At 54.5% G+C, this 13305-nt stretch carries 16 protein-coding genes; all 16 read right to left on the reverse strand.

Features of this window, described 5'->3' with window-relative positions; translation table 11 throughout:
• Positions 1-7 precede the first annotated feature (7 nt).
• Positions 8-274, reverse strand: a complete 267-nt coding sequence (gene rpsQ / locus HMPREF9156_RS0105070; protein ID WP_007147703.1) for a 30S ribosomal protein S17 — start codon at positions 272-274, stop codon at positions 8-10.
• Positions 275-276: 2 nt separating this feature from the next.
• Positions 277-531: a 50S ribosomal protein L29 gene (gene rpmC, locus HMPREF9156_RS0105075; RefSeq protein WP_007147704.1), complete on the reverse strand. Its 255-nt coding sequence runs from the start codon at positions 529-531 to the stop codon at positions 277-279.
• Positions 531-950 carry a 50S ribosomal protein L16 gene (gene rplP / locus HMPREF9156_RS0105080; protein WP_007147705.1) on the reverse strand — a complete coding sequence of 140 codons (420 nt, stop codon included), beginning with the start codon at positions 948-950 and terminating at the stop codon, positions 531-533. Before rplP ends, rpmC begins: the two co-directional genes overlap by 1 nt.
• Before the next feature lie 4 nt (positions 951-954).
• Positions 955-1788 (reverse strand): 30S ribosomal protein S3, encoded by an 834-nt coding sequence (rpsC, locus tag HMPREF9156_RS0105085; RefSeq protein WP_007147706.1) that lies wholly within the window; start codon positions 1786-1788, stop codon positions 955-957.
• Positions 1788-2147 (reverse strand): 50S ribosomal protein L22, encoded by a 360-nt coding sequence (gene rplV / locus HMPREF9156_RS0105090; protein ID WP_007147707.1) that lies wholly within the window; start codon positions 2145-2147, stop codon positions 1788-1790. Before rplV ends, rpsC begins: the two co-directional genes overlap by 1 nt.
• A 21-nt stretch (positions 2148-2168) precedes the next feature.
• The gene (rpsS, locus tag HMPREF9156_RS0105095; protein WP_007147708.1) at positions 2169-2447 is read right to left on the reverse strand and encodes a 30S ribosomal protein S19; all 279 of its coding nucleotides are present in this window, start codon (positions 2445-2447) and stop codon (positions 2169-2171) included.
• Positions 2448-2462: 15 nt separating this feature from the next.
• On the reverse strand, positions 2463-3293 hold the full coding sequence (gene rplB, locus HMPREF9156_RS0105100) for a 50S ribosomal protein L2 (protein WP_007147709.1): 831 nt from the start codon (positions 3291-3293) through the stop codon (positions 2463-2465).
• Positions 3294-3323: 30 nt separating this feature from the next.
• Positions 3324-3620 (reverse strand): 50S ribosomal protein L23, encoded by a 297-nt coding sequence (gene rplW, locus HMPREF9156_RS0105105; RefSeq protein ID WP_007147710.1) that lies wholly within the window; start codon positions 3618-3620, stop codon positions 3324-3326.
• A gap of 2 nt (positions 3621-3622) precedes the next feature.
• Positions 3623-4282: a 50S ribosomal protein L4 gene (rplD, locus tag HMPREF9156_RS0105110; RefSeq protein ID WP_007147711.1), complete on the reverse strand. Its 660-nt coding sequence runs from the start codon at positions 4280-4282 to the stop codon at positions 3623-3625.
• A 2-nt stretch (positions 4283-4284) separates the two neighbouring features.
• Entirely contained in the window at positions 4285-4935 is a 651-nt protein-coding gene (rplC, locus tag HMPREF9156_RS0105115; protein WP_007147712.1) for a 50S ribosomal protein L3, read from the reverse strand.
• 13 nt (positions 4936-4948) lie between these two features.
• A complete protein-coding gene (gene rpsJ / locus HMPREF9156_RS0105120) occupies positions 4949-5257 on the reverse strand; it encodes a 30S ribosomal protein S10 (protein WP_006288664.1) in 309 nt (102 codons plus the stop codon).
• Positions 5258-5482: 225 nt separating this feature from the next.
• Positions 5483-8185 (reverse strand): bifunctional acetaldehyde-CoA/alcohol dehydrogenase, encoded by a 2703-nt coding sequence (gene adhE, locus HMPREF9156_RS0105125; RefSeq protein WP_007147713.1) that lies wholly within the window; start codon positions 8183-8185, stop codon positions 5483-5485.
• A gap of 342 nt (positions 8186-8527) precedes the next feature.
• Complete coding sequence (adhP, locus tag HMPREF9156_RS0105130; protein WP_007147714.1) at positions 8528-9538, reverse strand: alcohol dehydrogenase AdhP; 1011 nt, start codon at positions 9536-9538, stop codon at positions 8528-8530.
• Between the two features lie 284 nt (positions 9539-9822).
• Positions 9823-10308: a 30S ribosomal protein S9 gene (gene rpsI / locus HMPREF9156_RS0105140; protein ID WP_007147715.1), complete on the reverse strand. Its 486-nt coding sequence runs from the start codon at positions 10306-10308 to the stop codon at positions 9823-9825.
• A gap of 22 nt (positions 10309-10330) precedes the next feature.
• Complete coding sequence (gene rplM, locus HMPREF9156_RS0105145) at positions 10331-10780, reverse strand: 50S ribosomal protein L13 (RefSeq protein ID WP_007147716.1); 450 nt, start codon at positions 10778-10780, stop codon at positions 10331-10333.
• Between the two features lie 232 nt (positions 10781-11012).
• Positions 11013-13214, reverse strand: a complete 2202-nt coding sequence (gene malQ, locus HMPREF9156_RS0105150) for a 4-alpha-glucanotransferase (RefSeq protein WP_007147717.1) — start codon at positions 13212-13214, stop codon at positions 11013-11015.
• Positions 13215-13305 lie beyond the last annotated feature (91 nt).

A 13305-nucleotide genomic window follows, 5' to 3' on the forward strand; every position in this document is an offset into this window, starting at 1 on the left:
AACTTATTTACTTAGCACGCTCAACAATAGCGCTGAGACGCCAGCGCTTTGTTTTGCTCAAAGGCCTGGTCTCCATAATTGTAACAAGGTCGCCAACATGCGCCTCATTATTCTCATCATGGGCCTTAACACTACGGTTGCTACGCACGACCTTACCATAAAGGGGGTGGGTAGAACGCTGTTCCAGCGACACGGTTATGGTCTTGTCCATTGCATCGGACACGACATATCCGCGGCGAACTTTGCGCTCATTACGCTCAAGCTTTTCAGCCATATTTATTTCTCAGCCTTTCCGCTTGTTTCTTCCGGAGCCTGGGTAATACCAAGCTCACGCTCACGCAAAACCGTATACATGCGAGCAATGTCGGTTTTTACAGCCCTGATACGTGAGCTGTTCTCGAGCTGACTCGTTGCCTTCTGGAAGCGCAGGTTGAAAAGCTCTTCCTTGGACTTGCTGATGGATTCTTTGATCTCAGCATCAGTCTTCTCGTTCAGATTCTTAATACTATAATCAGGAGTACCGATAGCCATTAGTTATTACCGCCTTCACGTGCGATTATCCTGCACTTCATAGGCAGCTTATCGACTGCCCTGCGAAGCGCTTCGCGTGCTACCTCTTCCGAGACACCCGAAATTTCAAACATAACGCGTCCGGGATGCACATTGGCGATCCAGAATTCAGGGGCACCCTTGCCGGACCCCATTCGGGATCCCAGAGGATGCTTGGTGAGCGGACGGTCAGGGAAGATAGTGATCCATACACGGCCGCCGCGCTTGATATAACGTGTCATTGCAATACGCGCAGCTTCGATCTGACGGTTGGTCACATATGCAGGAGCAAGAGCCTGGATACCGAAATCACCGAAGTTGATCTCGTTACCGCCCTTAGACATGCCACGGCGGCCAGGCCGCTGCTGCTTACGGTACTTTACTCTTTTTGGAATAAGCATTCGTTTACTCCTTTACTTCTGCTTCTTGGGCGGCAGGAGCCTGCTCGGCAGGCTGTCCGGCCTGCTGCGCCTGAGGCGCTGCACCCTGAGCATTCTGCTGCTGCGGCCTGCCGGCGCCACGGCCGGAGCGGCGCGGGCGGCCATTGCCGCCGCGGCGGGAACGGTTATTCTGCTGAGCCTGCTGCTCTTCGAATTCACGCTCGGTCATATCGCCCTTGTATATCCATACCTTGACGCCAATACGCCCATATGTTGTATGCGCTTCAAAGAAGCCATAATCAATAAGCGCACGCAGGGTCTGCAGAGGGACACGGCCTTCACGGTAGAACTCGGAACGGCTCATTTCAGCGCCGCCAAGGCGGCCTGACAGCTTGATGCGGATACCGCGGGCACCCGCACGCATAGCATCCTGCTGGGCCTTGCGCATAGCACGGCGGAATGTCACTCGGTTAGTAAGCTGCTCAGCGATGCTCTGTGCAACAAGCTGGGCATCGATAGCAGCATTCTTGACTTCGAAGATATTGAGCTGGACCTGCTTGCCGGTGATCTTCTCCAGCTTGGCGCGGACGCGGTCTGCTTCAGCACCGCGCCGGCCGATAACGATGCCCGGCCGTGCCGTATGGATATCCACACGGACGCGGTCACGGGTGCGCTCAATGACCACGCGGGATACGCCTGCGCGCTCAAGGTCCTTTTCCATCTCCTTGCGGATCTTGTCATCCTCAAGAACGAAATCGCGGTAACGCTCCCCCTTCTTGGTGGAATCGGAGAACCACTTGCTGCGATGCGATTCAGTTACGCCGAGGCGGTAGCCAAACGGGTTAACTTTTTGTCCCATTACCGGGCTCCTTCCTTGTCGGCGACTACAACCGTAATGTGGCTGGTGCGCTTGTTGATGCGGCCTGCGCGCCCCTGTGCACGGGCACGGAAACGCTTCAGGGTTACACCCTCATCAACATATGTTTCTTTAACGATCAGTTCATTCTCGCGCAATGGGGTGTTATTCTTATCCGCAAGTACGCGGGCATTGGCAACTGCGCTCTCCAGTACCTTGCGTACTGGGACAGATGCATCCTGCGGAGCAAACTTGAGGATAGTAATAGCTTCGGCCGCTTTCTTGCCTCGGATGAGGTCGACCATGCGGCGAGCCTTGCGCGGTGTCACACGAACATGACGGGCAATTGCTTTAGCTTCCATGTGTCTTTACTCTTCCTCGCCTTAACGGCGTGCCTTTTTATCATCTTTCACATGCCCGCGGAAAGTGCGCGTAGGCGCGAACTCCCCAAGCTTGTGACCGACCATTGCTTCTGTTACAAATACCGGGACATGAGTACGCCCATTGTGCACAGCAAAAGTGTGCCCAATGAAATCCGGCGTGATCATGGAACGGCGGGACCATGTTTTGATAACATCATGGCTGCCGCTGGCATTCTGTGCGTCGACCTTTTTCTGCAAGTGGGCGTCGACGAATGGCCCCTTCTTGATGCTTCGAGTCATCTGTACGACACTTCCTTACTTGCGATGCTTACCAGCTGGACGGCGACGGACAATCATCCTGTTCGAAGCCTTCTTCGGATGGCGGGTACGGACTTCGCCCTTACCCCATGGCGATACTGGCGGTTTGCCGCCACGTGTACGGCCGCCATGCGGATGGTCAACAGGGTTCATGGATTCACCGCGGGTTATTGGGCGCTTGCCCATCCACCGGGCGCGGCCTGCCTTGCCAAGCTCAATATTGGCATGGTCGGAATTACCAACTTCGCCAACGGTTGCACGGCACCGGGCATCAACATTGCGGATTTCGCCTGAAGGCATGCGCAGCTGGGCCAGAGCGCCATCTTTTGCAACGAGCTGGACAGCGGTACCGGCAGAGCGTGCAATCTTAGCACCGCCAAGGGGGCGGAGCTCAATGGCATGGATAACAGTACCTGTGGGGATGTTACGCAGAGGCAGGTTGTTGCCGGGCTTGATATCTGCCTGTGCACCTGTCTCAATAACATCTCCCTGCCTCACACCCTGCGGGGCAATGATATAGCGCTTCTCGCCATCTGCATAATGCAGGAGCGCGATGCGGGCCGACCTGTTCGGATCATATTCGATCTCAGCAACTTTTGCTGGTACGCCATCTTTATCCCACCTCTTGAAATCAATAAGGCGGTACTGGCGCTTGTGTCCGCCGCCACGGTGGCGGCTTGTCATACGGCCGTAACTGTTACGGCCGCCGGTCTTGCTGAGTTTACGCAGCAGAGACTTCTCCGGGGTGGAACGCGTGATCTCTGAAAAATCAGATACAGAAGCGTTGCGGCGCCCTGGGGTTGTTGGCTTATATTGACGGATAGCCATAATTTAGTACCTAACTTTCTCGGCTAACCTTTAGTTACCGAAGATATCGATCGTCTGGCCCTCAGCAACAGTAACGATCGCGCGCTTCTGCGAAGCCCTGCGTCCGAAACCTGTGCGGGTGCGCCTGGTTTTGCCCTGGCGGTTAAGGGTGTTGACGTTGGTTACCTTTACTTTGAATATCTCTTCGATGGCCTGCTTGATTTCTACCTTATTGGCATTATCAGCGACTACGAAAGTGTACTGGCCACGGTCAGAGTTAGCATAGCTCTTTTCGGAAACTACAGGCCTGAGGATAACATCATGGGCTGCCCTACGTGTTACTGCCATGGTTAAGCCTCCTTACCAGACTTCGTGCCACCGGTGAATGATTCAAGGCCTTCCTTAGTGAAGACCACATCTTCAGCTGTGACAACATCGTATGTATTCAGCTGGTCGGCGAAAAGCACATGTACTGTAGGCAGATTGCGTACAGACATCCACTCATTGATATTCTCGCGGCCAAGGACAACTGTAGTGAAACGCTGCGCTACCAGAGGCTCAAGCACAGACAGTGCCGCTTTTGTAGACGGCCTGTCGGCTATCCCAAAATCGACTACATGCACGCGGCCTGCATTGCAGCGGTCAGACAGTACATAGCGCAAAGCTGCTGCCTTCATCTTCTTGGGGGTACGCTGCGAATAATCGCGCGGTACCGGCCCATGGACTACCGCACCGCCTGCAAACTGGGGGGCGCGGATGGAACCCTGACGGGCACGGCCTGTACCCTTCTGTTTCCATGGTTTCCTGCCGCCGCCTGATATGCGGGCACGGTTCTTGACAGCGTGCGTCCCCTGGCGCGCTGCAGCAAGCTGTGCGATAACAACCTGATGCACCAGCGGGACATGGCTGCGGACTTCGTCCTGCCCAATGCCGAAGAGTTCTGCAGGGACTTTTACGTCGCCTGCGGCCTTGCCCTTGGCACCTGTAACATTCAATGAAACATCTGCCATGGTTACGCTCCCTTCACTGCTGAACGAAGAAGGACAATAGCGCCTTTAGGCCCTGGGATAGCACCCTTGATTGCTACTACGCCATTCTCTGCATCTGAAGAAACAACTGTGAGGCCCTGGGTCGTATGGGTCACATGCCCCATATGCCCGGCCATGCGCTTGCCCTTAAGGACGCGGCTTGGAGTTGCGCAGGCACCAATAGAACCGGGACGGCGCTCATTCTTATGGGAGCCGTGGGTACGGCGGTAGGACTTGAAGCCCCAGCGCTTAATGGTTCCGGCGAAACCCTTCCCCTTTGTGGTACCGGTGACATCGACGCGGTCACCATCTTTGAAAGTATCTGCTGCTAATTCCTGCCCCGGTTCATAGCTGTCAGCATCCTCTGTGCGGACTTCTACGAGATGGCGTCGAGGGGTAACGCCTGCCTTGGCGAAATGGCCGGCAAGCGGCTTTGTCACCTTAGTAGGGTCTATAGCACCGTAGCCGAGCTGGATAGCTTTATAGCCATCGGTGTCTTCGCTCTTAACAGCTGTAACAACGTTTGTGGCAACATCCACAAGGGTTACCGGGACGAAGAAGCCATTCTCATCCCACACCTGCGACATCCCGAGCTTTTTGCCTATGAGCGCAGTACGATTCTGATTTGACGACATTTCTTCCTCCTCCCTACAGCTTTATCTCGATATTAACGTCTGCCGGCAGATCAAGACGCATGAGTGAATCAACAGCCTTGGGCGTTGGATCCACTATATCAATAAGACGCTTATGCGTACGCATCTCGAAATGCTCGCGAGAATCCTTGTACTTATGAGGGGAACGAATTACAACAAAGACGTTCTTCTCGGTAGGAAGAGGCACAGGCCCAACTACTGTTGCGCCAGCGTTCGTAACCGTCTCGACAATTTTCTTTGCCGACTGGTCAATGACCTCATGGTCATAGGACTTTAGCCTGATGCGGATTTTCTGTCCCGCCATTGCTGTTCGCCCTTTCTGCGATTTGATACATTACCAACCTGTTCCAAAGGGCACCGAGCAAGCTCCCCATACGTGTACGGGCGAGACCACATCAGTGCGCAGTATACAGCCTTGGGCTGCAGCCGCGCTCGCTTTTCATAATTCAAATATAAACGAGCCTTCAACAGGCAACTTGACTATTTAAGCACACCCTATGGCCAAAACGCCGCTGCGTGTTGCCAGATATTATTTACCCTGTTCCCGGGTGCCGTCTGCCTTCCCCGCATCGTGCTCGAGACGGAGCTTATGCCCCTCCTCCCGGGACACACCGTAATAGGCTGCAATAGAGATATCTTTCATATCTTCGATCAGCGGGATCCTCGGGTTTGCAGGGGTGCACTGGTCCTCATACGCGCGCATGCCGATACGGTCAAGCTCAGACCAGAAGAAATCCTCATCGACCCCGCATGACCTGAAGTCATGGTCCATGCCAAGCCTGTTGTCACGGTAGTCTTCAAGGGCTGCTGCAAGGTTTTCAACACCTTCCTCAGGCGTATCAGCCTTGAGGCCAAGATATCGGGCAACCTGCTGGTACCGCTCGGGAGCAACGTACTTATTGTACTTCGGCCAGCTGGTGGGCTCATCCGGGATGGTGCCGTTGTACCTCACTACATACGGCAGCAGGATAGAGTTAGTGCGGCCGTGGGCGATATGGCACACAGCGCCGATCGTATGGGCCATGGAATGGCACATGCCCAGGAATGCAGAACCGAATGCCATGCCTGCCATCGTCGCCGCATTATGCACGTGCTCCTGGGCATCAGGGGCCGAAGTGCCTTCGTTGACCGCCATGGAAAGGTTATCCCACAGCAGTTTCATACCGTGCAGAGCCATAGCATCGGTGAAATCATTTGCATAGCACGACACGAAAGCTTCCAGGCAGTGTGTCATGGCGTCAAAGCCGGAATCGGAAGCTACCCGCCGCGGCTGGGTACGGGCAAGTACAGGATCGACTACAGCCACCGACGGTGTCAATGCATAATCAGTGATTGGGTACTTGAACCCTGTTTCCTGGTCAGTAATCACTGCGTAAGGGGTAACTTCCGACCCTGTCCCCGAGGTTGTCGGGATGCACACGAGCTTGGCTTTATGCCCAAGTTCAGGCAGGCGGAATGCACGTTTACGGATATCGAAGAATTTTTCACGGATATCGCGGAACTCAATTTCCGGATGCTCATACAGAAGCCACATGATCTTGGCAGCATCCATCGGGGAGCCGCCGCCGATAGCGATAATCGTATCCGGATGGAAATCTTCACGCATCATTTGCGCGCCGCGTTCAACGGTCTGTACCGAAGGCTCAGACTCCACATAATCAATGATCCGCCATTCGACTTTGTTCAGCCGCAGCTGCAGCTGATGGATCGCCTTGTCGATAATCCCCAGCTGAAGGATCGTTTTATCGCACACAAAGCATACGCGGTTCACACCCACCATGTCGCGCAGGTAGCGGATAGCATTTGGCTCGAAATAGGTTTTCGGCGGGACTTTGAACCACTGCATATTATTGTTCCTTCGTGCAATACGCTTGATATTGATCAGATTGACAGCCTGGACATTCCCTGATACGGAATTGCGCCCGTACGACCCGCAGCCCAGCGTCAGCGACGGCGCAATAGCATTATAGATATCACCGATACCGCCCAGCGAAGCCGGGGAATTCCAGATAATCCGGCAGGCATGCATCCGCAGCCCGTACTCATCGACCAGCGCCTCATTATTTGTATGGATGGCTGCCGTATGCCCGGTACCGTAAACAAGCATCTGCTCGCACATGCCGAACGCCTGGTTTTTATCCTTTGCCTTCAGCAGCGCATGCACAGGGCAGAGCTTCTCAAGGGTCAGAGGCTCATTGAGCCCGACCTCTCTGCACTCTGCCACAAGGATAACTGCATCATCGGGGATAGAGAATCCTGCCTGCTGCGCGATCCACTGGGGGGATTTTCCGGGGACAGCAGAGTTCAGCTGCGGCTTGGGCGCATCCTTGCCTGCATATGCTGTAACGCCGAACATGTACTGTTCAAGTTTTGCCTTTTCTTCTGCATTGACGAAATAAGCTTTACGGCGCTTCATCTCTTTAGCCAGAGAAGGGTAGATATCTTTATGCGCAATAATAGCCTGTTCAGTTGCGCAGATCATACCGTAATCAAAATGCTTGGAAAGGACCAGATCGTTGACGGCGCGCTCCACATCAACATCATTATCCACATAAGCCGGGGCATTGCCTGCACCCACGCCAAGAGCCGGTTTGCCGGAAGTATATGCAGCATGGACCATTCCGGGGCCGCCCGTAGCAAGGATCGTGGCCACACCGGGATGCTTCATCAGGGCGCCGGTAGCTTCAATGGAGGGGTGTTCGATCCACTGGATACAGTTTTCGGGGGCACCTGCAGCAACTGCCGCATCACGGACTATCCGGGCGGCTTCCGCCGAGCATTTCTGAGCGTAAGGATGGAACCCGAATACGATCGGGCAGCGCGTTTTCAAAGCGATCAGCGACTTAAAGATCACTGTTGACGTCGGGTTTGTCACAGGGGTCACGCCGGCAACTACGCCAACAGGCTCTGCAACTTCCGTAATGCCGTCAACATCATTCTCACTGATCACGCCTACTGTGCGCTGGTTCATCATATGATGGGTCACATGCTCGCAGGCGAAAATATTCTTCGTTGCCTTGTCTTCAATAAGCCCTCGCCCTGTTTCCTCAACCGCCATCTGCGCAAGGGCAAGATGGGCGCTGAGGGCCTCAATAGAAGCCTTGCCGACAATGTAATCAATCTTTTCCTGATCATAGCTGCTGTATTCATCCAAAGCCGTGAGCGCTTTAGCTACAAGGGTATCGACCTCTTTTTCAGCGTCGCTTACCGCAGTACTTTCTGCTGTTGCCACTAGAGTTCCTTCCGTCAGGCCGTATATGCCGCGCAAGTTCTTCAGCAAACCTGCTGCATCCTGGCCACACCTCAATAAAAATGTGTCTTATGTGAATTACATCACATAAGCTAGATAAATTCCCTGCACCGTGTTGTGCATTCCGGCGCCGCACCCCCACTCTCCATAACCGGGCTGCAGGCCGGCCCCAGCAGCAGCCCAAAACTTCACCGCGCATGCATGCGGCCCGGTCCCCATAGAGTGGTACCGGGCCACATGCATTAAGCGTATCACGGCCGCATACCGCAGCCTCAATACATAAGGCTGTTCTCAAACTCCGGCATGCCTGGCCAGTACGGAGGATCAGTGCTTGAGATCAATGACCATACGGCCGCGGATCTTACCCTCAAGCATTTCATCGAAAATATCATTGATATCTTCCATACTGCGAGGGGTGCACTGTGGGACAACCTTCCCTTCAGCCCCGAACTGGAAAGCCTCTTCCAGGTCTTTGCGGGTGCCGACGAGGGACCCGACCACACGGATCCCGTCAAGTACGAGGCGCGGGATGCTCAGATCCATTGATTCGCTCGGCAGCCCTACAGCTGCGACCGTGCCCCCTGCGCGTACAGCGCCAACAGCAGCATTGAAAGCAGCCTTGCTCACCGCAGTAACAACCGCAGCATGGGCGCCGCCAACCTTCTCCTGGACGAATGCGGCAACATCCGTATCAAGCGGGTTCACGCACAGGTCTGCGCCATATTCACGGGCAAAATCAAGCTGGCCTTCATTAACATCTACTGCAATAACATGGGCCTCAAATACATTCTTGGCATACTGCAGAGCAAGGTTCCCAAGCCCGCCCAGGCCGGAGATCAGAAGCCATTCGCCCGGATGGACGCCGGATTCCTTGATAGCCTTATACGTAGTCACGCCTGCGCAGGTGATTGAGCTGGCAGGCATAGGGTCAAGCCCTTCAGGGACTTTCACAGCGTAATCTGCAGTGACGATGCACTGCTGAGCCATGCCGCCGTCAGCAGTGTACCCGGCGTTCTTTACTTCACGGCACAGCGTTTCCCGGCCCGTCGTGCAGTATTCACAGTGCCCGCAGCCCTCGAAGAACCATGCAACCGACGCACGGTCGCCGGGCTTCAGGGTAGTCACCCCTTCGGCAACCTCACGGACGATTCCAATGCCTTCATGCCCCAGTACAACGCCGGTCTTATCGCCGAAATCCTGATTCTTAACGTGAAGGTCCGTATGGCACACACCGCAGCATTCCATGTCAAGAAGCGCTTCACCATACCTCAGCGGGCGCAGTTCCTTTTCTACAACCTTTGCCTTTTTATCTTCAGTAGCAACTATTGCTTTCATATGGAAACCCCTTTGTTCTTGGGCAGCCGACCCCATATTGTCCAGCTGCCGGTATTCGGCGTCTTTCCTTTTAGTTGAAAGACCTTTTAATTATATAACTTTACAGTGAAGAGTGTGATGATATGCCGTGTTGCATATGGGCGGCACGCCGCGGTGCAGATATACCGGCATGCGGGCTGCCTGCAGCAGCTGCAGTACAGCAAAAGGCCCCGGAGAACAAAATCTCCGGGGCCTTCCGTACCCTTTCGCCGGCAGCATGCAACAGGCCGGCGGGAAGGGCAGCCTTAACGCTTTGAGTACTGTGAAGCCTTACGGGCCTTATGCAGGCCAGCCTTCTTACGCTCAACGATGCGGGCATCGCGGGTCAGGAACCCTGCCTTCTTCAAGGCAGCACGGTTCGCATCCCTGTCAATAGCATTGAGTGCACGGGCCACACCCAGGCGGACTGCACCGGCCTGGCCTGTGACACCGCCGCCGTCAACACGCACCTTAACATCGAACTTGCCTTCCAGCTTGAGAAGCACGATAGGCGAGTTGACTTCACGCTGCTGCAGGCGGCTTGGGAAATACTCTTCAAGGGTACGCCCATTGATAGTCCACTTGCCTGTGCCCGGAAGGAGGCGCACACGCGCAACAGCCTCCTTGCGCCGCCCCGTGCCGTAGCCTGGAGCAACAGCAGAAGTGCCTGTTCCGGCACCCTGGTTCGTTTCAGAAGTAAATACTGTGGTTTCCCCGGTTTCGGTAACCGTGGAGTTTTCATTATCAGCCATAAGTTGATTCTCCTTTCGGTTACTACTTAGCCTGCTGTGAGACCTGTTCGATCTCGTAGGCTACTGGCTTGTTGGATGTATGAGGATGTTCAGCACCGCGGTAAACACGAAGGCGGGTGAGCTGGGCACGGCTGAGCTTGTTCTTCGGCATCATTCCCTTAACCGCAGCTGTAACAATGCGCGCAGGGTTGCTTTTCAGAAGTTCCGCGTATGAATCCGCACGGAGCCCTGACGGAAAGCCTGAATGATGGTACAGGTTCTTATCAAGTTTGCCTCCGCTCAGGGATATCTTCTCAGCGTTAATAACAATAACAAAATTGCCTGAATCCGCATGTGGTGCGAAAGACGGCTTGTTCTTGCCGCGCAGCAAATTGGCAACTGCTACGGAAAGACGGCCGAGGACCACGTCAGTAGCGTCTACGACGTACCACTCATGGCTCAGATCGGCTGGTTTAGGTGAAAATGTTTTCACGGTACGACCTTTTCTTTTTATTGTGTTCCAGGCGCAGCGCACACAGCATACTTATATACCGCTATTGCGATGCACCATTTACTGTGGGCTCCCTGAAAGTCCTTATGCGAGTGGGAAGCGCTTTGAAGGACCCCGAAGGGAACACAACAATCGTCTATGATAACGCGGCAGGCAGACTAACGCAAACCGGGGTATATGTGTACCCCGGTTCTGCGCGCACGGCCTGCTTCACTTATTTCCTGCCGTTCATAACATCCGCAAGCGAACGGGTCCGCTGCAGATCGAACAGGTCATTGAGATACACGGCATGCCCGCTGCTGTCTGCCAGAGGCACACGCCAGTTGGGATACTCATTATCCGTACCCGGCTGGTTCTGCGCGCGTCTCTCCCCTACTGCATCCACAAGGGCTGCCGCTTTCAGCTTTGACGGCGAATCCAGCAGGGCACGGTGCAGCGCCTCTACGACCTGCTGTTCGTATACCTTTATATCCTGCGCATACGCTTTGTCAAGATAGCCGTTCTCAACAAGCATGCTGATCACCTGCTTCTGCTCATATTTAGCGCTGGCAAGGAAATGCTCGGGAGGCACTGCGAGAAGCCCCAGCCGCTCCCGGATTTTGGCATGCTCGAAAGCAAGATACCCGGCAGTCGGAGGCATATCATGGGTAGTCACACTGGCAAGTGCCATTTCGCGCCACTGCCGGGGAGGTACGAATTCTCCGTCATACTGCTGATACCATTCGATAACGCATCCCATAAGGCCATGGGTTTTCAGGGAATCCGCCACATAGTCCGGCACAACCCCCAGATCTTCGCCCACAACTGTACCGTTCACCCGGCTGGCTTCAAGCGCCAGGATGCCCAGCATAACAGAGGAATCATACTGCACGTATGTGCCTTTATCCGCTGTGTTCCCCTCAGGGATCCACCACAGGCGGAAAAGCCCAAGGATATGGTCTATGCGGACGGCGCCGGCTTTGGCAAACATCCCCGCAACCATATTGCGGTATGTGGAGTAACCGGTCTCCTCAAGATGCACCGGGTTGAATGGCGGCTGGCTCCAGTTCTGCCCCTGCTGGTTGAACATATCCGGCGGCGCACCGACAGTAACGCCCCTGGCAAAACGCTCCGGGTTCCACCATACTTCAGCGCCCTGGGAATGCACACCTACAGCCATGTCGCTCATAATGCCGATCTTCATCCCGGCCCTGAGCGATGCCTTCTGGGCTTCTGCCAGCTGCTGCGTAGCGATCCATTCCAGCCACATGTAGAATTCAAGCGTATCTGCATATTTTTCGCACAGTTCTTTGATTTCAGGGGAATCTTTGCTGTACTTTTTCTCCCAGCAGCCGGGATCATCCTCGACAGCGCCCCACTTGTCGTAGGCTAGGCACCATATTGCATATGCCCTGAGATCCTCGCCTTCATTGGCGCAGTACTGCGTGAACTGCTCCTGGCGGGCCTTGGAACGCGGCGCTTCAAATATTTTCCATAATGCCGGACGCTTCAGCCTCCACATCGCATCACGGTCGATCCGGTTGGGATCCTCGTTGAGTTTACGGGCCTGCATATGCAGCTTTTCCACTTCATCGGCATCAGGGCCGGGCAGTGCCGCATACTCTTCAATATTTTCAGGACGGATATATGTAAAGTTGATATACCGCCGGGAAACAGGCAGATACGGGGAAGGCGTAAGCGGAGCAACAGGCTCTGCAGCATGGACAGGGTTGATAAGGATAAAATCAGCACCGGTCTTGCTTTTTGCAGCTGCGAGCATATCGCGCAGATCAGCGAAATCACCAACCCCCCATGAATCCCTGGAGCGCACTGAATACAGCTGCGCCATCCAACCCCACAGGCTTCCGTCTTTCAGAGGGCCAATAAGGTCGATCTTTTCCGGGACACTGATCAGATGGGAATCGATAGTTTTCCTGCCCACAGTTATATGGAGCGTATGATATCCCAGGGGGAGCACGGCAGGGACTACGGCATATGATGTATCAATGAGTTCGCCATCGATCATCCTAGGCTCATCTTCAGGGCTGTATCCCTCTTCGAGAGCAAGCGGTTTGCCGCCGTTGAACTGCGTACCGTCTTCCAGCGTGACCGTAGCCTTAGGGAGCCTTGTGCTGCCATGGTGCAGTTTGACTTTGCTGTCCACACCCTGCACATGCAGGACCGTTGGCCTGACAAGCTGGAGATGTTTGGTACGCCGCTTCTTTTCAAGGGCTTTCAGTGCCTTTGCATCGTCTGACGCATCTACATTGAGCGCCTTGAGTACGGCAATAAGCACCTCATCGCCTATTTCATAGAATTCGCCGTCCTGGCCGGTGTACGCCGTTGCAACACCGTATTCGTGGGCGAGCTGGATAAGCGTACGGCCACTTCGCTCGTCACTTTCCTTCATGAGTTTTGTATTTTTTTTAGTCGCCATATCTTAAGAATAACCCACTTCACCACAGCGACATGCGCACGTTCTAATAATGTTCAATAAGTTTTGCCACAATTAGAGCCCGTACAAACTA

Origin of the sequence: Scardovia wiggsiae F0424, assembly GCF_000269605.1 — a bacterium.
Classification (GTDB): Bacteria; Actinomycetota; Actinomycetes; order Actinomycetales; family Bifidobacteriaceae; genus Scardovia; species Scardovia wiggsiae.